Origin of the sequence: Xanthobacter oligotrophicus (genome assembly GCF_008364685.1) — a bacterium.
GTDB classification, from domain to species: Bacteria; Pseudomonadota; Alphaproteobacteria; order Rhizobiales; family Xanthobacteraceae; genus Xanthobacter; species Xanthobacter oligotrophicus.
Map to the genome: position 1 here is coordinate 279,793 of NZ_VTTL01000008.1, position 16,450 is coordinate 296,242.

Below are 16,450 nucleotides of genomic sequence, written 5' to 3' on the forward strand. Positions count from 1 at the left end.
AACTTAACCGCAGCCTGCGCGCAGGACGCTCCGTTGGGGGGAGGCGCCGGATCTGCGTGCCGGGAAATCCGCGGCGGATGCCCGGTGAACCGTGATCGTGAAACCAGGTCCGCCGAGCGAGAGCGGCCTTTAAGCACAGGCCGCGTCGGGTATCAAGCCTCTTCGTCGTCCTCGAGGCCTTCACCGATGAGATCGGAGACGTCGTCCCCATCATCTTCGTCTTCTTCGAGGAAGGTGTCGTCGTCACCGGCCTCGATATCGTCGTCCACGTCCACATCGTCGCCCACGACCACCTTGGCGGGAGCGGAGGCTTCCTCATCCGCCTCTTCAAGGCTGATGACCTCGGCCTCGGTGTCCTCGGGCTCGGCCTCCTCGACCGCGCCACCACGCGGCTCGGCTCGGCTCGAGCCGCGGACGGCAGGCTCGAAATAGGATCGCGGATAGGACTCCCCCGTGAACGGCGACACGACGGGGTCCTTATTCAGGTCGTAGAACTTGCGCCCCGTAACAGGACAGATGCGCTTCGTGCCGAGTTCAGCTTTCGCCACGGCAAAGATCCTCGGAAGGGCTAAACAGGAGCGTGCTCCATTGGCGCCAGACGTATCCCCTGTCAAGGCCCGATCATCAGCCAGGCGCGGGGCGGTGACGCCTCGCCGCGCCCTGTGCTAGAGCACGCGCCGGTCGACTTGCGCTGCAAGGTGACCGGATCCGGCTTCCCGCGAGCCGGCCTTACAACAAGAATCCGTCGCCCGGTCTTCATCGACCTCGTCTTCATCGACCCAGACGCCAACGCTTGAGGAAGGCCCCCATGTCCGCCACCCGCAGCGCCGCTCCCGCCTCCGGCCACGGTGACGGCCCGGCTCAGCCCGCGACCGCCCTTCGCTCCCCTGCGCTCACTGGCCGCGTGCGCGTTCCCGGTGACAAGTCCGTGTCCCACCGCGCGCTGATTTTCGGCCTGTTCGCGGAGGGCATCACCCGCATCACCGGCCTGCTGGAAGGCGAGGACGTACTGAACACCGCCAAGGCCTGCGCCGCGCTCGGCGCGCGCGTCACCCGCCGCGGTCCCGGCGACTGGGAGGTGGAAGGCGCCGGCGCCAACGGGCTGTCCACCCCCGCCACCCCGCTGGATTTCGGCAATTCCGGTACCGGCGTGCGCCTGATGATGGGCGCGGTGGCCGGGCAGGACGTGACCGCCACCTTCGACGGCGACGCCAGCCTGCGGGGGCGCCCCATGAAGCGCGTGCTGGACCCGCTCACCACCATGGGGGTGGAGATCGTGGACAGCGCCGAGGGCGGGCGCCTGCCGCTGACCCTGCGCGGCAGCACCGATACGAAGGCCATCACCTACGAGACCCCGATGCCGTCCGCGCAGGTGAAGTCCGCCGTGCTGCTGGCCGGCCTCGGCGCCGCCGGCGAGACCGTGGTGATCGAGCGCGAGGCCACCCGCGACCACACAGAGCGCATGCTCGCCCATTTCGGCGCCGACGTGCGGGTGGAGCCCCACGGCGCCCACGGCCGCCACATCACGCTCAAGGGCCGGCCCACCCTGGTGGCCGCCCCGGTGGACGTGCCGGCCGACCCCTCCTCCGCCGCCTTCCCGCTGGTGGCGGCGCTGATCGTGCCCGGCTCGGACGTGACCTTGACCGACGTGATGATGAACCCGCTGCGCACCGGCCTCATCACCACCCTGCTCGAAATGGGCGCCAGCATCGAGGTGGTGGCCGAGCGCACCGAGGGCGGCGAGCGCGTCGCCGACCTGCGCGTGCGCCATTCCCGCCTCAAGGGCGTGGAGGTGCCCCCCGAGCGGGCGCCGGCCATGATCGACGAATACCCCATCCTCGCCGTGGCCGCCGCCTTCGCCGAGGGCGTCACCGCCATGCGCGGCCTCTCCGAGCTGCGGGTGAAGGAAAGCGATCGCCTGGCAGCGGTGGCAGACGGCCTTGCCGCCTGCGGCGTGGCCCACGAGGTGGTGGGGGACGACCTCCTCGTCACCGGCGCCGCCACGGTGAAGGGCGGTGGCCCGGTTGCCACCCACATGGACCACCGCATCGCCATGTCGTTCCTGGTGCTGGGCCTTGCCAGCGAGGAGGGCGTGAGCGTGGACGACGTGGCCTTCATCGCCACCTCCTTCCCCACCTTCATGCCCATGATGCGCGCCCTCGGCGCCGTCATCGCATGAGGGTTGCAGCCGTGGTCATCGCCATCGACGGGCCGGCGGCCTCCGGCAAGGGCACGCTGGCCCGCCGGCTCGCCGCCCATTACGGCCTGCCCCACCTCGACACCGGCCTGCTCTACCGGGCCGTGGGGGCCATCGTGCTGGCGCAGGGGCGGCTTCAGGACGAAGCAGCCTCGGTGGAGGCGGCGCGGGCGCTGGACGTGGCCACACTCGATCCCGAGGCCCTGCGCACGGCGGAGCTGGGCGAGGCGGCCTCGGTGGTGGCGGCGCGCGGCGGCGTGCGCGCGGCGCTGCTGGATCTGCAGCACCGATTCGCGGCCCAGCCCGGCGGCGCGGTGCTGGACGGGCGGGACATCGGCACCGTCATCTGCCCGAAGGCGCAGGCCAAGCTGTTCGTCACGGCCACGCCGGAGGTGCGCGCCGAGCGTCGCCATCGCGAACTGCTCGGGCGAGGCGAGGACGTGGCCTACGACGCGGTTCTGGCGGACATCCGCAAGCGCGACGAGCGTGATTCGGCCCGCGCGGCCGCGCCTTTGGTGCAGGCGGACGACGCGGTTCTGCTCGACACCTCGGCGCTGGATATCGCCCAGGCCTTCGACGCGGCACTGGCCATCGTGGAGGCGCGGCGGGCGGGGCGATGAAACGTCAGGCCTTCAGCCGGTCGAAGGTGCGCGCCATCTCCTCGCGGCTCACATGGTCGATCATGGCGGGCTCGAACACGTCGGTGCCGGCGGCGAAGGCGGCCTCTGCATCAGGCCGCGCCAGGGCGATCCTCAGCGCGCCCACCAAGTCGTAGAGCGCCCAGGGATGGCCCGTATCGCGCAGCGCCGACTGCAGCGCGCCCTGCACCAGCGCCCGCACCGTGCGGTGGGATTCGGAGACCGGAACCTCATCCGCCTCGCCCTCCAGCGCGGCCACGCAGGCCTCCTCGTTGAAGGAAACGTGGCCCCGGCAGGCCAGCGGGCGCACCGGATAGATCACGCAGATGCCCTCCACCAGGAACGGGCATTCGCGCCCCAGCGCCATGGTGCCGGCGGCTTCGGGCGCGGCGGCGGAGGCGGCGGCGAGGCGCGCGGGCAGGTCGATGCCCACCTTGCGGAAGCCCTCCGCCATGGCCCGCACATAGCGCGCCACCATCAGCACCTCGGGCGCGGTGGCCACCACCTGGATGCGGCAGCAGGTGCCACAGCCCTTGCGGCAGGCCAGCGGCGGCAGGTCCTTGGTCTGCTCGGCCACATTGTGCTCGTAGCTGGAAAAGGCCTGCATCCAGATGCGATCGAGCAGATTCGCCGCGCCCTTGTGGGCATCGAGCGTGGTGCCGAAGGCTTCATGCTGGGCCCGGAAGAACACGGCCGGCCCAGAGTCCTGAGGCCTGTGCTCTTCACGCGCATCCTCCGCCCGCCCCTCTGAAGCGATCGTCACGGCAAGCCTCCAAAAATGCCATCCGCCCGCAACGGGCGCCGCGCCACGCTCCCCAAGATGGGAAGCCGGCGCATTGAGATGGAACAAGCTATGTTTCGTTGGATACAACGTTCAACATAGGGAAACTGCGTAGAGGGCTGGGGGAACGGTCACAAAGGGGGGAACCCGCACCGGCGCGGCGCGGGTTCCCGTGCGCTCAGAAGAAGGAGCCGACCACGCTGGTGTGCTCCACCGACGGCGGGCTGGCGAAATGGGGGCTGGCGAGGCGGCGCCATTCCTGGAATTCGGGGGCGTTGCGGAAGTGGACCATGTGGTCCTCCACGCTGTCCCAGGTCACCACCAGATAATAGCGGCTGGGCGTTTCCACCGAGCGTTGGAGCGACAGGCCGCGGCAGCCGCGCGACTTCTGGAAGAAGGGGGCGGCTTCCTTCACCCCGGCCTCGAAGGCGGCTTCAGAGCCTTCCTTGATGTCGAGGGTGGCGATCTCATAGACCATGATGTTTTCCTTCACAGCGGCGGCCCGTCCGCGCCGCCGCGCGGGACATTAAGGCTTCGCCCCGTCGAGGCAAGATCGCCCGGCCCCTGTCCGCGCGGCCGCCAATGGACTTGCCAAGCCGGGATGGAAGAGGCAAACCCGCACCATCATTGCGAAACACGAGCTTTGCCATGGCCCATTGGCTCTACAAGTCCGAACCCTTCAAATGGTCGTGGGACATGCAGGTAAAGGCTGGCGCCAAGGGCACCCACTGGGACGGGGTGCGCAACCACCTCGCCAAGCAGCAGCTCCTGGCCATGAAGAAGGGCGACACCGGCTTCTTCTACCATTCCAACGAGGGCAAGGAGATCGTCGGCATCGTGGAGGTCATCAAGGAGGCCTACCCCGACCCCTCCGACCCCTCGGGCAAGTTCTTCATGGTGGACATCAAGGCGGTGAAGCCCCTGAAGACCCCGGTGACGCTCGCCGCCGTCAAGGCCGAGCCCCGGCTGCAGGAGATGGCGCTCATCAAGTTCTCCCGCCTCTCGGTGCAGCCGGTGAGCGATGAGGAATGGGACATCGTCTGCGGGATGGGCGGGGTGTGAGCCGGCCCATCGCCGACCCGCTCGCCTTCATCCGCGCCGAAACCCGCCTGAACCCGGTGCCGCTGGTGCCGGAAATCTCGCTCCATGTGGCCGACGAGGCCGTGCCCCTCTGGCAGCGCACCGAGGAGGAACTGGGCGAGATGGGCCTGCCGCCGCCGTTCTGGGCCTTCGCCTGGGCCGGCGGGCAGGCGCTGGCCCGCCATGTGCTCGACCATCCCGAAACGGTGGCGGGCAGGAACGTGCTGGATTTCGCCTCCGGCTCCGGCCTTGTGGGCATCGCCGCCATGAAGGCGGGGGCGGGAGCCGTCACCTGCGCCGACATCGACCCCTTCGCCTGCGCCGCCATCGGCCTGAACGGGGAAGCGAACGGCGTCGCCCTCATCGCCGCCGAGCAGGACCTCATCGGCACCGACGCCGGCTGGGACGCCGTGCTCGCCGGCGACATCGCCTATGAGAAGGACCTGTCCGCGCGGGTGTTCGACTGGCTACTGGCCCTCAGCGCGCGCGGCGCCACCGTGCTCATCGGCGATCCCGGCCGCACCTATTTGCCGAAGGACCGGCTGGAGCACCTCGCCGAATACAGCGTGCCGGTGACGCGCGAGCTGGAGGACATGGAGATCAAGCGCACCAGCGTCTGGCGCCCCAAAGGGGCGTAGACCGGCGCGCCCTCAGCACGGCCCCTCCGGCTTGCTGCAGAAGGCCTTGTGCAGCGCCTCGATGATGTGGAGCACCTCCTCGCGGGCGATGCGGTAGTGCACGCTCGTGCCTTCGCGCCGGGCCTCCACCAGTCCGTCGGCGCGCAGGCGCATGAGCTGCTGCGACATGGGCACCTGCTCGATGCCCAGCTCATCCCGTAACTGGCCCACCGATTTCTCCCCACTTCCCAGCGCACACAGCACCAGAAGGCGCTGCGGATGGGAAAGGCTGCGCATCAGCTCGGCCGCCCGTTCCGAAGCGGGCATCATATCAACAACATTCATGATCTTGAATTTATAATGTTTGAATGTTAAGTGCAAACGACCACGCACGGGCACGGGGCCCACGCGTTTTCGAGGAACCAAGATAATGTCGGTTGATCGCGCCGTCATGCTGTTTGCCGGGGTCATGGTGCTGGCCTCCCTCGGCCTCGGCCTTTTCGTGTCGCTGTATTGGTTCTGGCTCACCGCCTTCGTGGGCGCGAACCTGATGCAGGCGTCCCTCACCGGCTTCTGCCCGGCCGCCATGGTGCTGAAGAAGCTGGGCCTGAAGCCCGGCGTCGCCTTCTCCTGAGCCCGCGCCCGGCGCCGGCCGGGCCGAAGAGACCTTAAGATGCACCTGCCCTCCCACTCGCTCCTTGCAGCGCTTCTCACCGCACTCCTTGCCCCTCCCCTGGCCTCCGCCCGTGCAGCGGCGGAGGATTTCACCGTGCGCCTGGAGCAGGTGCCGGAGCTGAAAGCCGTGTTCGGCGAGGTGGAAAGCCGCACCGTCGTGCCCGCCCGCGCCCGCATCGGCGGCAGCCTGCGGGCGGTCTCGGTGTCCGAGGGCAGCCAGGTGAAGGAGAGCGACGAGATCGCTTTGGTGGTGGACGACAAGCTCGCCCTCACCCTCAACGCCGCAGACGCCAGGATCAAGGAGCTGCGGTCCCAGCTCGAAAACGCCCGCGTCGAGCTGGACCGCACCCAGCAGCTGGTGGCCAAAGGCGTCGCCAGCCAGAGCCGGCTGGATACGGGCAAGACCCAGTTCGACGTGGCCACCAACCAGGTCACCGCCGCCGAGGCCGACCGCGCCGTGGTGCTCCAGCGCGCCCGCGAGGGCGCCGTGCTGGCGCCTGCGGACGGGCGGGTGCTCACCGTTCCAGTGACGCCGGGCAGCGTGGTGCTGGCCGGCGACGAGATCGCCCGCATCGCCTCCGGCCCCTATTACCTGCGCCTCAGCCTGCCCGAGCGCCACGCCGCCGACATCCGCGAGGGCGGCACGGTCCGCATCGGCCGGCGCGGCATCACGCAGGATACGGCCGGGACGCCGGCCACCGCCCGCCTTGGCCGGGTGGTGAAGGTCTATCCGGAAATCACCGCCGGCCGGGTCATGGCGGACGTGGAGGTGGACGGCCTCGGCGATTATTTCGTCAACGAGCGCACTTTGGTGTGGGTGGAGATCGGCCGCCGCGCCGTGCTCGCCATTCCCCCTGCCCTGGTCTCGACCCGCCACGGCATCGATTATGTGCGCGTTGCCACGCCGCACGGCGCCCTCGACGTGCCCGTGGTGCTCGGCGCGCGCCTCGCCGATGCCGCCGGCGAACGGGTGGAGGTGCTCACCGGCCTTGCCGACGGCGACCGGATCCAGGCGCCGGGGCACTGACATGACCAGCAAGACCCGCTCCCTCGGCCTCGCCGGCGTGTTGACGCGCGCCTTCATCACCTCGCCGCTGACGCCGCTGCTGCTCATCGCTGCCTTCGCCTTCGGCCTCATCGCCCTTGTCACCCTGCCGCGCGAGGAGGAGCCGCAGATCTCGGTGCCCATGGTGGACATCTCCGTCTCGGCCCAGGGCCTGAAAGCGGAAGACGCGGTGAAGCTCGTCACCGAGCCGCTGGAGACCATCGTCAAGGCCATCGACGGGGTGGAGCACGTCTATTCCACCACCCAGGACGACGGCGTCATCGTCACCGCCCGCTTCCTCACCGGCACCAGCCCGGATGCCGCCATCCTGCGCGCGCACGAGAAGGTGCGCGCCAATCTCGACCGCATCCCGGTGGGCATCACCGAGCCCCTCATCGTCGGGCGCTCCATCGACGACGTGGCCATCCTGGTCCTCACCCTGACCCCGAAGCCGGAGGCGGCGGAGCGCTGGACCGCCAACGCCCTCACCCGGGTCGCCCGCGAGCTTCAGGCGGACATCGCCAAGCTTCCCGACATCGGCCTCACCTACATGGTGGGGGAGCAGCCGGAACAGATCCGCGTCGCGCCCGATCCCGAGCGCCTGTCGCTCTATGGCATCACGCTGGCCCAGCTCGCCGGCAAGCTCGAGGGCGCCAACCGCACATTCAATACCGGCACCGTGCGCGAGGCCGCATCCCAGCGCACCCTCGTCGCCGGGCAAACGCTCCAGACCCCGGCGGAAATCGGCGATATCCTCGTCACCGCGCGCGATGGGCGCCCGGTCTATGTGCGCGACGTGGCTCAGGTGACCCTTGCCACCGACACCGCCGAGACCCGCGTGTTCCATGTGGCGAAGATCGCGGACGGCCTTGCCCGCCGCCCCGCCGTGTCGCTCGCCATCGCCAAGCGGCCCGGCACCAATGCGGTGGTGATCGCCGAAGCCGTCCTGCGTCAGATCGAGGCCGCTCACGGCGGCATGCTGCCGGCGGACGTGGAGGTGCAGGTCACCCGCAATTACGGCGAGAGCGCCAACGAGAAGGCCAACGAGCTGCTGCTGCACCTCGGCCTCGCCACGGTCTCCATCGTGGTGCTGGTGGGCTTTGCCATCGGCCGGCGCGAGGCGCTGGTGGTGGCGGTGGTGATCCCCACCACCATCCTGCTCACCCTCTTTGCCGCCCGGCTCATGGGCTACACCCTGAACCGGGTGAGCCTGTTCGCGCTCATCTTCTCCATCGGCATCCTGGTGGACGACGCCATCGTCGTCATCGAGAACATCGCCCGGCACTGGGCCATGAAGGACGGCCGCACCCGCGCCGAAGCCGCCATCGACGCGGTGGCGGAGGTGGGCAACCCCACCATCGTGGCGACGCTCACCGTGGTGGCGGCGCTGCTGCCCATGCTGTTCGTGTCCGGCATGATGGGGCCATACATGAGCCCCATCCCCGCCAACGCCTCGGCGGCCATGGTGTTCTCGTTCTTCGTGGCGGTGGTGCTCACGCCCTGGCTGATGCTGAAGCTCGCCGGCCATGAGAATGGCGCTGCGATCCATGCCGAGGCGGCGGACGGCGGTCGGCTCGGGCGTTTCTATCGCCGCGTGGCCGCGCCCATCCTCGCCTCGCGGGCGCGCTCGGGTGCCTTCCTCGCCGTGGTGGGGGTGGCCACATTGGCCTCGCTCAGCCTGTTCTACACCCACGGCGTGACGGTGAAGCTCTTGCCGTTCGACAACAAGACCGAGCTGGCCGTCATCCTCGACCTGCCCGCCGACACCTCGGTGGAGACCACCAACCGCACCCTGCAGGACATGGTGACCGCGCTGGCGGACCTGCCGGAGGCGGTCGCGTTCCAGACTCATGCAGGCACGGCGGCGCCCTTCAATTTCAACGGGCTGGTGCGCCATTACGGGCTCAGGTCCGCACCCCGGCAGGGCGACGTCGAGATCACCCTCCAGCCCAAGGGCGCGCGCAGCCGGGCGAGCCACGCCATCGCCCTCGACGTGCGCGCGCGGCTGAAAGCCATCCCCCTGCCCGCCGGTAGCGCGCTGAAGGTGGTGGAGCCGCCCCCCGGCCCGCCGGTGCTGGCGACCCTGCTCGCCGAGATCTACGGCCCCGACCCGGACACCCGCCGCGCGGTCGCCCGCAAGGTGCGCGCGGCGTTCGAGAGCGTGCCCTATATCGTCGACGTGGACGACAGCTTCGGCACGCCGGGCGAGCGGGTGCGCCTTGCCATCGACCAGGACAATCTCGAATTCTACAAGGTGGAGCAGGCCGACGTTTACGATGCCATCCGCTCCGTCTTCACCGGGGCGACCCTGGGCTATTCCCATCGCGGCGGCGGGCGCGCGCCCATTCCCATCCGCCTCGCCCTGCCCAAGGGCGAGCAGGCGGTGGACCCGCGCACCCTCTCCACCCCGGTTCCGGCCAACGCCCTGCCAGGCGGGCGCGGCGTGGTGGAACTGGGCGACGTGGTGCGCGTGGTGCGCGAGCCGGCCTCCTTCCCCATCTTCCGCCACAACGGACGGGCCGCCGAAATGGTCTCTGCCGACCTCGCCGGGGCCTATGAGGCCCCCGTCTATGGCATGCTCGCGGTGTCGAAGGCGCTGGCGGCGGCGGATTTCGGCGACCTGCCCAAGCCCGACATCACCCTCCACGGCCAGCCCACCGACGAGAGCCGCCCCACCCTGCTGTGGGACGGCGAATGGGAGGTGACCTATGTGACCTTCCGCGACATGGGCGCGGCGTTCGGCGTGGCCATCCTCGGCATCTACATCCTGGTGGTGGCGCAGTTCGGCTCGTTCAAGCTGCCGCTGGTGATCCTGACGCCCATCCCGCTGACCTTCATCGGCATCATGGCGGGACATTGGCTGTTCGGCGCGCCGTTCTCGGCCACGTCCATGATCGGCTTCATCGCGCTGGCGGGCATCATCGTGCGCAATTCCATCCTGCTGGTGGACTTCATCCGCCACGCCCGCGCGCCGGGCCGCCCCCTCGCCGACGTGCTGCTGGAGGCGGGCGCCATCCGCTTCAAGCCGATCCTCCTGACCGCGCTCGCGGCCATGATCGGGGCGGCGGTGATCCTCACCGATCCCATCTTCCAGGGCCTCGCCCTTTCACTGCTGTTCGGCCTCGCCTCCTCCACGGCGCTGACGGTGCTGGTGATCCCCGCCATCTACGTGGTGCTGCGGGGCGAGCGGAAGACGGCCTGAGGCAAGCCCATGGTGGACAGCGCAGGATTGGCACGGATTTCGCGCCCCGGGGCGCTTGACAGCATGGGGCCCCAACTCATAAATGGCGCCTCCCACGGATCGGGGCCGTAGCTCAGATGGGAGAGCGCTGCAATCGCACTGCAGAGGTCAGGGGTTCGATTCCCCTCGGCTCCACCAGCCTGATCCGAAAAATCCGCTTATATCAATGCGTTGGACGGGGTGCGCCAATCCGCATCCCCCACTGAATTGCGGAACGCCTCGGAACATGGTGGCTCTCGAAGTTCGTCGGTTGCCCTAGATCGCCGCGATCTCGGGCTGAACGTCAGGAAGCCAAGCGCGCGAGGCTATCACTTTCCGGCAATGGCCTTGGTCAGCCGTTCGCGGTCCTCTGACCTAAATTTGAGCTGCATGAGGATGCGATTCGTGTCGCGGCCCGGCGCTGCCGTGGTCAACTGCTGTTCGAGGTCGGAAATCTGGTGCTCAACCGCCGACAGCCGAGAGCGCAGGAACGCCTCGGCTGCGGTCGCGTCGTTCAGGTCGCGAATGTCCACTATTTTCGCCCATGGAGCTGGTCGCATTCCTTCTGCGCTGCGGCACGGCGAGCGTCAATCCAGGCGGCGAGGTCGGAAATGTGGACGCCGCGAGCCGCCTTCTGGCTTCCACCATCGATTCGGACGATGGGGATATCGATCTCTCCGGCCGTCGCTTTACGCGCGAGCTGCACGGGCGTCAGGTGGCTGAAATAGTCGCGGCACACCGCGTCAATGGGAACGATAGCCCTCGCCCCGTACTGGGCCATGAGGAGGAATACGGTATTCATGTTCGTGGTCTCCTAACGAAAAATGGGATCGCTCACAGAGCGATCCCGCATTTGGCCCGCGGCCTTGCCGGGTGGTTCAGCCAGCAGATTGCATGTCCTCCAACACAACCCGAAGCGGGCGCAGGCATTCGATGCCGCGATCAACTGTGTGGCGAATTGCGTTCATGGCTTCCTCATCCAGCCAGCCCGTGGCGTTCATCGCCACGTAGGCCGTGAGGAGAAGGTCTAGACCGGCGTTCAGGCGGTCTGCCGGGCAAGCATTCAGGTTGGCGGTGGCGGCAGCGAGAGCCAGGGTTTCAGTCATGATCCAACTCCGTTTGTTCGGCCCGGCCTATGCCGAACCGTCCCGCCGTAAGCGGCATGACGAACTGTTAAACGATATCGTTAACTCCGTCAATTAACGATATCGTTTATGTGGGTACTGGATCGAATTGACCGAGTAAGCGATATCGCATATGCCTACGGTATGGGCAGACCTCCACTGAATATGAAGCCGACGCTGGTGCGGTTTAGCAGCAACGTGATTGATCGTATTGATGCTCTGGTGGGCCAGAAACATCGTGCGAAGTTCATCCGTGAGGCCGTTGATGCTGAGTTGGAGCGTCGCGAAAAGGAGTTGGACAGAGACGACTATCCAAACCGAGATTCGGATCAGAAATGACGCTGTTCGTGGGCTGGTCGTAGCAGGCGTGCGGCCTTAAATATTAATTTATTTGTTGATTTCCAAAGATAAAATCACAACAGTGTTGTGAAAAACGCAACGCTCAACGCGGGCCGAACATCCCGATGAAGCCATCGTGGCAATGACTCCGGCGTTCCTCCCCCACCCGAGACCTCAACGCGCTGAACTCTGCTGCTGCGGCTTGGCGGTAGGCTTAGCCGATGCAGCCGCGCACATGGCGTTGTGTTCGGACTTCCTCTTCAGCAGGAACCCACGCTGGGCCATGCAAGACTCGGCGGTCCCGGAATTCACCTGCATGGCCGTGACGGCACCAGCCAGACCCTGCGTGTTGGCTGATGCCGCAGCTGCGTTTGCGCTCGCAAGATTGAAGCAAACCGCCTTGGCCTGTTCGAACTCAGGCATCAACTCCGGATGATCCGCCGCGCGCTTGCAGTCCACGCGGCCCCATGTTTGCGGATCGTCACCGTCATTGCCAGCGGTGGCGCAGCCACAAAGCCCCAGGGCGGCGATCAGCGCGAGCGCTTTCGTCCTCATCATCATCCCCCATCCAGCCCCCGGCAATGTGGCCGGAAGGGCAGAGTGACAGTAGCGCCTCGAAAGGGATGGGCAATCCTGAGTTGCGCCCCTCAGTTGAGGGAGCCTGAGGGAGGATGTTCCTCCATCGCCTCGATGATCTCCATCGCCCGACGCATGAGCCCTTGAGCCTTTTCTCGGTACCAGGGCGCGAAGTTGCCGATGGCTTCGCCGCCCACCTCGGCCACGCTGATGGCGGCATCCGCCAGAATGAGGGTTCGCGAAAGCGCAGCCAAATCCGACGCGGTGGATTGGGTAGCTTGAGTGATCGCGTCCTGAAAAGTCTGCGCCCCCTCCGGAAGAGCAAGCACAACTTCAAGCCAATCCAGAGACTCGCGCTGCATCTTTTCAGAACGCGTTTCGATTTTCACTTTGCCACCCCCTGTTTTATCTCTGGAACTATCATTCCGTCCACCAGCCACCGCCAATATGGGAGGCTGGCATACGGCACCAGGCGCCGGGCTGCGCCGACATCGCTCTCTCCGATAGTCAAATCCTCTCCGGCTGCGGCATGGCGCATATTCTCGAAGCCGAGCCCCAGCAGTCCGACAACATCGGTCGCCGTCCCAAAGCTCGGGCCAAGGAACGAGCCAACCCGGGAGCGTGCGGCAAAGCGGCTCGCGGGCGGGCGCTGGCTCGCGTTGGGAAACATGGCAGCTGCGCCCGTGTAGAAGCCCGGCGCTCCGATCTTCTCCAGAGCGTTGTTCACCTCAAAAGCAATGGAGAAGATGCCAGATCGGTCTAGACCCTCCGCAATCCAAGTGCCGGGATTGTCGGATATTTCACGCTGGGTTTCAATCTGCTTAAGCATGTATATGAACGCGCCAACCGTGGTCATTCCGACGACACCACCGAGAAAGCGCGTTGTGTCCTCCTGCAATCCGCGCAGCAATACTCGCTGATTCGCAGCGATAGCGAAGCTCCGGAATTGCAGGATGCTGCGCCCGATAGGCGTGCTCATGAAGAGAGGAACGTCTCCCACGCCCTTGGCCACGATGACGCTATCGGCATCCTTGTTGACGGCTGCACGGTAGGCGCGTCGCAGCCGGTCGGAGACTTCATCATCACCCCAGCGCTCCGTATTGGCGACGCGGACGCCATCCAGGGTTTCGCCATGCTGTTGGAACAGATGCCCAAGGCTTTCGGCTCGCTCTTGTCCGATGCCGAGAAAGCCCATGTAGGCCTTCTCCTTCGGCGGCAGGGCATCGAACCCCCGTAGTGCCGCAACCTCAGCATTCTGGAGGATGCGGTTCTGAATCATCGTCGCGGCAATGCCACGCTGGAAATCATTCCAATGCAGCAAGCCGGTCAGGCGGGAGAAGCCCGAAGCGGCGTTGGTGAGGAACCGTTCAAACACCGAGGTCTGTGCATAGGGGTCGGTCAGTTCGGCGAGCGTTGCCAAGCGCGAGGCCAATACGCGATCCGAGATGGCTCCGGCGAGCTTGGCCTCCTGCCGGGACAGCTTCGCACCCTTAGAGGCGCTGATGAGCGGGCGGAGGCCGTCGCGTATGTAGGACGCCAGCCCATGCACCATGGCCGGGCGAACCGCATCCGTGAGCGATGCGATGGTGACACCGCCGAGCGCAACCATGTAGTTGAAGGTGCCCGCCGCATTGAGGGCGCGCGCCCATCCGGTGTGCTGGATTTCCGGCCGGTAGTTGCCGCGCAGCATGTCGCGAACTGCCTCAAGGTCGCGGATGTCAGCGCGTTCGCGGTCATTCAGTGCCTTCAGCCGCTGCGCTCGCGCTTCTGCTGATAGACCCTCAGTCCCCTCCAGTGTCCGCCGAAGCTCGGCGTAATCGTGCCTGATCGTTTCCAGCGGCCCTGTCAAATCAGCCGATCCGAACCGTTCCGCCAGCTCGATATCCGCCGACATGATCCGGGCGTACCGTCGCCCGACGAACTCAGCATCGCTATCCAGGAACTTTTCTACCAATTCGTCAGGAATGTTGAAGGTGCGTTCCTTCAGCGGCCCGCGCTTGGTCACCACGAGGTCTTTGGGAATGTTCCCGTCCGTCCCCCGTCCCGTCAGCTTCGCGTAAATGTCATCCACTATCCCGCTGATGTAGTCGGCACGATCTGCATCGTCTAAGAAATCGAAGCGGCTCGCGCGGCTCTCCGCCAAGGCAGCATCAAGCTGCGCGATGCGCGCACGGTCCATATCCGAGAGAACCCGGTTTATGGTCCCGGCAATCCCCTTCAAGGCATCGGACGTTCCGAACATCGGGCGGGCAAGATCGACACCAGCCCGGTCGAGGGCCTGCATCATGCTATCGAAGGCGTCAGCGCCTCTCGCGGCCTCGCGATCACCCGCGCGCACTACTCTCCTGCCCCGCGTGTCCGTGAATAACGCTTCGATCAGATCGCGGGCTGACGGCTGGCCGGCAGGGACTGCGGTGTCATCTGCCGCGCGGGCGAAATCATCAAGGAAGCCCTCTCGCGACGCTAGGGCCGCAAGCTCATCAAGGCTGATGCCGCCCGAAGGGTTGGACCTCGCGCGCCGCGATTTGCGCAGCAGGCCGGGGATTTTCCGAGCCTCCGGAAAGACTGCTGTCAGTTCGCCAGCGGCATCGAATATCCCTTCGCGGCCAAGTCCCCGCAGCCACTGCGACAGGCTCTCTGGCGCACGCGGTCGCTCGCCGGCATTCACCCGGCGCAGCACTTCCAGCACGTCGGACTCGCTGATGCCGTCCAGCGAAGCCTCTCCGCCCTCCTGCATCCTTCGGCGGGCGTTCTCTTCGCGCCTCAGAATGGTTGCCTCAAGGTCGCCCTTCTCTCGCAGCAGGCCACGCGTCCGCCTGTCCATCCGCTGGGCTTCTGCGGCCATGGCCTCATCCAGTTTGGTGGACAGCCAGCCGCTGGCGATTTCCCGGAACTCCGCCTCATTTGCCTCCATCACAGGGCGATTCCACAGGCGCGAGAAATAACTGTCGGCGGTGGACACGCTCACGTCTTCAGGCAGCAGGCCGGCCTCAATGGCCCGGCGTTTAAGCGGGTCGATGACGGACGAGCGCCACGCCCGTGCCGCATCCGCGACGCCAAGGATATCGCTCTGATCGCCGCGCCTCATGGCGCGCCCCACCTCTTCGCGGAATTCCTTCCGCGTCAGGGTTCCCCCAGCCTTGCGCGCGGCGACATAGGCCGTCTCTTGCGCCTCCATCGCGCTCGCAACTGCGCCGCGCGTCCATTGGTGCATGTTGGTTTCGGCGGCGGAATCTCCGGCCCCCTCAAGATTCTTGCGCAGGTAAACCGGAATTTCCATGATCTGCGATGCGACACTACGGACCGCAGCGCTCGGGCTGTGCAGAGTGCGCAGCACCGGATTGAGCTGAGCGGTCGCCTTCGCGACGGCCCCGGCCGCGCTACCGGCGACTGTCAGGTCATCCAGTGTATCCAGCCGCGTCGCGTCCGCACCCGCCCCCTGAGGGCCAGCCATGCCGACAAGTTCGCGGTGCAGGGCATCCGTGGCGGCATCGAAGTATGGGCGCTGTGCCTCCGCCAGGGCGGTCGCGGCACGCCGGGCCTCCACGGCGGTCATGACCCCACCGATACCCGCGCCAAGAAAGCCGCCGAGGAGGGCGGAGCCGCCGATTGCGAGGGCGGTTTCTGTCCCCGTCCGCAGCTCCTGAGAGGCCTGCAAGCCCGCCTCTTGGACCGCCGCAGCCCCCGCCGCAGCACCGCCGAGGCTCAATGCGGCCCGGCCCATTGTCGTGCCAATATGCCCCGTCTTCGCGATGGCTCCGCCGGGCAAGAGGAACGTGGGATCGAGGACGGATGCGCCGGCAGTCATGGCAAAGCCGGTCCATCCCGACGCCGCGAGAATCCGCCGGTCCTGCGTTTCCCTGTCAATGTCCGCCTTCAAGGCCTTCGCTGCCTTGGCATTGAAGACATTCACGAAGCGGTCGGCGTGGTTTTCGTATCCCGCGATGTCATCGAAGACGTTGTAGTTGCGATCAACATCGTGAAAACCGCCGTCCATCTGCGCCCGAAGCTGCTCCGACGAAAGGACGGAGCCAATCAGATTGTCCTGCCGGAATGCCGCTCCCGCCGTCTGCATCAGGGTCGGGGAAATTGCGACCTGATCGCTCACGCGCGGCGTGGGAAGCTCCGGAACCGGTGTGGTCTCATCGAACGGCATAC

At 66.8% G+C, this 16,450-nt stretch carries 18 protein-coding genes and 1 tRNA gene; 9 read left to right on the plus strand and 10 right to left on the minus strand.

Going from position 1 to position 16,450, the window contains the following annotated elements; genetic code table 11:
* Positions 1-152: 152 nt before the first annotated feature.
* Positions 153-548: a TIGR02300 family protein gene (locus tag FZ033_RS15235; RefSeq protein WP_149576953.1), complete on the minus strand. Its 396-nt coding sequence runs from the start codon at positions 546-548 to the stop codon at positions 153-155.
* A 260-nt stretch (positions 549-808) separates the two neighbouring features.
* Here FZ033_RS15235 and aroA point away from each other — a divergent pair, with 260 nt between their 5' ends.
* Positions 809-2,179 (plus strand): 3-phosphoshikimate 1-carboxyvinyltransferase, encoded by a 1,371-nt coding sequence (aroA, locus tag FZ033_RS15240; RefSeq protein ID WP_149576954.1) that lies wholly within the window; start codon positions 809-811, stop codon positions 2,177-2,179.
* An 11-nt stretch (positions 2,180-2,190) separates the two neighbouring features.
* A complete protein-coding gene (gene cmk / locus FZ033_RS15245; RefSeq protein ID WP_188079518.1) occupies positions 2,191-2,817 on the plus strand; it encodes a (d)CMP kinase in 627 nt (208 codons plus the stop codon).
* Positions 2,818-2,821: 4 nt separating this feature from the next.
* Here the strand turns inward: cmk and FZ033_RS15250 are convergent, their stop codons facing one another.
* Both FZ033_RS15250 and FZ033_RS15255 read right to left on the minus strand, forming a co-directional pair.
* Entirely contained in the window at positions 2,822-3,598 is a 777-nt protein-coding gene (locus FZ033_RS15250; protein ID WP_210247905.1) for a YkgJ family cysteine cluster protein, read from the minus strand.
* 196 nt (positions 3,599-3,794) lie between these two features.
* A complete protein-coding gene (locus FZ033_RS15255) occupies positions 3,795-4,094 on the minus strand; it encodes an antibiotic biosynthesis monooxygenase family protein (RefSeq protein ID WP_149576956.1) in 300 nt (99 codons plus the stop codon).
* 170 nt (positions 4,095-4,264) lie between these two features.
* On the opposite strand from FZ033_RS15255, the gene FZ033_RS15260 reads away from it, so the two are divergent.
* Both FZ033_RS15260 and FZ033_RS15265 read left to right on the plus strand, forming a co-directional pair.
* Entirely contained in the window at positions 4,265-4,678 is a 414-nt protein-coding gene (locus FZ033_RS15260) for an EVE domain-containing protein (protein WP_149576957.1), read from the plus strand.
* A complete protein-coding gene (locus FZ033_RS15265) occupies positions 4,645-5,334 on the plus strand; it encodes a class I SAM-dependent methyltransferase (RefSeq protein WP_149576958.1) in 690 nt (229 codons plus the stop codon). Before FZ033_RS15260 ends, FZ033_RS15265 begins: the two co-directional genes overlap by 34 nt.
* Before the next feature lie 12 nt (positions 5,335-5,346).
* Here the strand turns inward: FZ033_RS15265 and FZ033_RS15270 are convergent, their stop codons facing one another.
* The gene (locus tag FZ033_RS15270) at positions 5,347-5,658 is read right to left on the minus strand and encodes an ArsR/SmtB family transcription factor (protein ID WP_138399602.1); all 312 of its coding nucleotides are present in this window, start codon (positions 5,656-5,658) and stop codon (positions 5,347-5,349) included.
* Between the two features lie 85 nt (positions 5,659-5,743).
* Between FZ033_RS15270 and FZ033_RS15275 the strand changes: the two genes are divergently transcribed.
* The 4 genes from FZ033_RS15275 (at position 5,744) to FZ033_RS15290 (ending at position 10,412) form a co-directional block, all read left to right on the plus strand.
* On the plus strand, positions 5,744-5,947 hold the full coding sequence (locus FZ033_RS15275; RefSeq protein WP_149576959.1) for a YgaP family membrane protein: 204 nt from the start codon (positions 5,744-5,746) through the stop codon (positions 5,945-5,947).
* Positions 5,948-5,986: 39 nt separating this feature from the next.
* On the plus strand, positions 5,987-7,015 hold the full coding sequence (locus FZ033_RS15280) for an efflux RND transporter periplasmic adaptor subunit (RefSeq protein WP_149576960.1): 1,029 nt from the start codon (positions 5,987-5,989) through the stop codon (positions 7,013-7,015).
* Position 7,016: 1 nt separating this feature from the next.
* Entirely contained in the window at positions 7,017-10,235 is a 3,219-nt protein-coding gene (locus tag FZ033_RS15285; protein ID WP_149576961.1) for an efflux RND transporter permease subunit, read from the plus strand.
* A 101-nt stretch (positions 10,236-10,336) separates the two neighbouring features.
* Positions 10,337-10,412 (plus strand) — tRNA-Ala (locus FZ033_RS15290).
* Between the two features lie 170 nt (positions 10,413-10,582).
* Here FZ033_RS15290 and FZ033_RS15295 read toward each other — a convergent pair.
* From FZ033_RS15295 to FZ033_RS15305, 3 genes are all read right to left on the minus strand, one after another.
* On the minus strand, positions 10,583-10,786 hold the full coding sequence (locus FZ033_RS15295; RefSeq protein ID WP_149576962.1) for a hypothetical protein: 204 nt from the start codon (positions 10,784-10,786) through the stop codon (positions 10,583-10,585).
* Positions 10,786-11,055: a pyocin activator PrtN family protein gene (locus FZ033_RS15300; protein WP_149576963.1), complete on the minus strand. Its 270-nt coding sequence runs from the start codon at positions 11,053-11,055 to the stop codon at positions 10,786-10,788. The genes FZ033_RS15295 and FZ033_RS15300 overlap by 1 nt, the downstream gene beginning before the upstream one ends.
* Positions 11,056-11,131: 76 nt before the next feature.
* Positions 11,132-11,359, minus strand: coding sequence for a hypothetical protein (locus tag FZ033_RS15305; RefSeq protein ID WP_149576964.1), 228 nt, complete (start codon positions 11,357-11,359; stop codon positions 11,132-11,134).
* A gap of 108 nt (positions 11,360-11,467) precedes the next feature.
* Here FZ033_RS15305 and FZ033_RS15310 point away from each other — a divergent pair, with 108 nt between their 5' ends.
* Complete coding sequence (locus FZ033_RS15310) at positions 11,468-11,716, plus strand: hypothetical protein (RefSeq protein ID WP_232847496.1); 249 nt, start codon at positions 11,468-11,470, stop codon at positions 11,714-11,716.
* Positions 11,717-11,890: 174 nt separating this feature from the next.
* Here FZ033_RS15310 and FZ033_RS15315 read toward each other — a convergent pair whose 3' ends face one another.
* The 3 genes from FZ033_RS15315 to FZ033_RS15325 all read right to left on the minus strand — a co-directional run bounded on the left by FZ033_RS15315 (position 11,891) and on the right by FZ033_RS15325 (position 16,448).
* Positions 11,891-12,277, minus strand: coding sequence for a hypothetical protein (locus FZ033_RS15315; RefSeq protein ID WP_149576965.1), 387 nt, complete (start codon positions 12,275-12,277; stop codon positions 11,891-11,893).
* A gap of 86 nt (positions 12,278-12,363) precedes the next feature.
* Entirely contained in the window at positions 12,364-12,681 is a 318-nt protein-coding gene (locus FZ033_RS15320) for a hypothetical protein (RefSeq protein WP_149576966.1), read from the minus strand.
* Complete coding sequence (locus FZ033_RS15325; protein WP_149576967.1) at positions 12,678-16,448, minus strand: hypothetical protein; 3,771 nt, start codon at positions 16,446-16,448, stop codon at positions 12,678-12,680. Before FZ033_RS15325 ends, FZ033_RS15320 begins: the two co-directional genes overlap by 4 nt.
* Positions 16,449-16,450: the final 2 nt, after the last annotated feature.

Excerpts from the sequence above, each read along its gene's own strand:
- aroA (WP_149576954.1), top strand. The coding sequence starts at position 809 with ATGTCCGCCACCCGCAGCGCCGCTCCCGCCTCCGGCCACGGTGACGGC.
- FZ033_RS15255 (WP_149576956.1), bottom strand. The coding sequence starts at position 4,094 with ATGGTCTATGAGATCGCCACCCTCGACATCAAGGAAGGCTCTGAAGCC.
- FZ033_RS15260 (WP_149576957.1), top strand. The coding sequence starts at position 4,265 with ATGGCCCATTGGCTCTACAAGTCCGAACCCTTCAAATGGTCGTGGGAC.
- FZ033_RS15265 (WP_149576958.1), top strand. The coding sequence starts at position 4,645 with ATGGGACATCGTCTGCGGGATGGGCGGGGTGTGAGCCGGCCCATCGCC.
- FZ033_RS15270 (WP_138399602.1), bottom strand. The coding sequence starts at position 5,658 with ATGAATGTTGTTGATATGATGCCCGCTTCGGAACGGGCGGCCGAGCTG.
- FZ033_RS15275 (WP_149576959.1), top strand. The coding sequence starts at position 5,744 with ATGTCGGTTGATCGCGCCGTCATGCTGTTTGCCGGGGTCATGGTGCTG.
- FZ033_RS15280 (WP_149576960.1), top strand. The coding sequence starts at position 5,987 with ATGCACCTGCCCTCCCACTCGCTCCTTGCAGCGCTTCTCACCGCACTC.
- FZ033_RS15285 (WP_149576961.1), top strand. The coding sequence starts at position 7,017 with ATGACCAGCAAGACCCGCTCCCTCGGCCTCGCCGGCGTGTTGACGCGC.
- FZ033_RS15300 (WP_149576963.1), bottom strand. The coding sequence starts at position 11,055 with ATGAATACCGTATTCCTCCTCATGGCCCAGTACGGGGCGAGGGCTATC.
- FZ033_RS15305 (WP_149576964.1), bottom strand. The coding sequence starts at position 11,359 with ATGACTGAAACCCTGGCTCTCGCTGCCGCCACCGCCAACCTGAATGCT.
- FZ033_RS15310 (WP_232847496.1), top strand. The coding sequence starts at position 11,468 with ATGTGGGTACTGGATCGAATTGACCGAGTAAGCGATATCGCATATGCC.
- FZ033_RS15315 (WP_149576965.1), bottom strand. The coding sequence starts at position 12,277 with ATGATGATGAGGACGAAAGCGCTCGCGCTGATCGCCGCCCTGGGGCTT.
- FZ033_RS15325 (WP_149576967.1), bottom strand. The coding sequence starts at position 16,448 with ATGCCGTTCGATGAGACCACACCGGTTCCGGAGCTTCCCACGCCGCGC.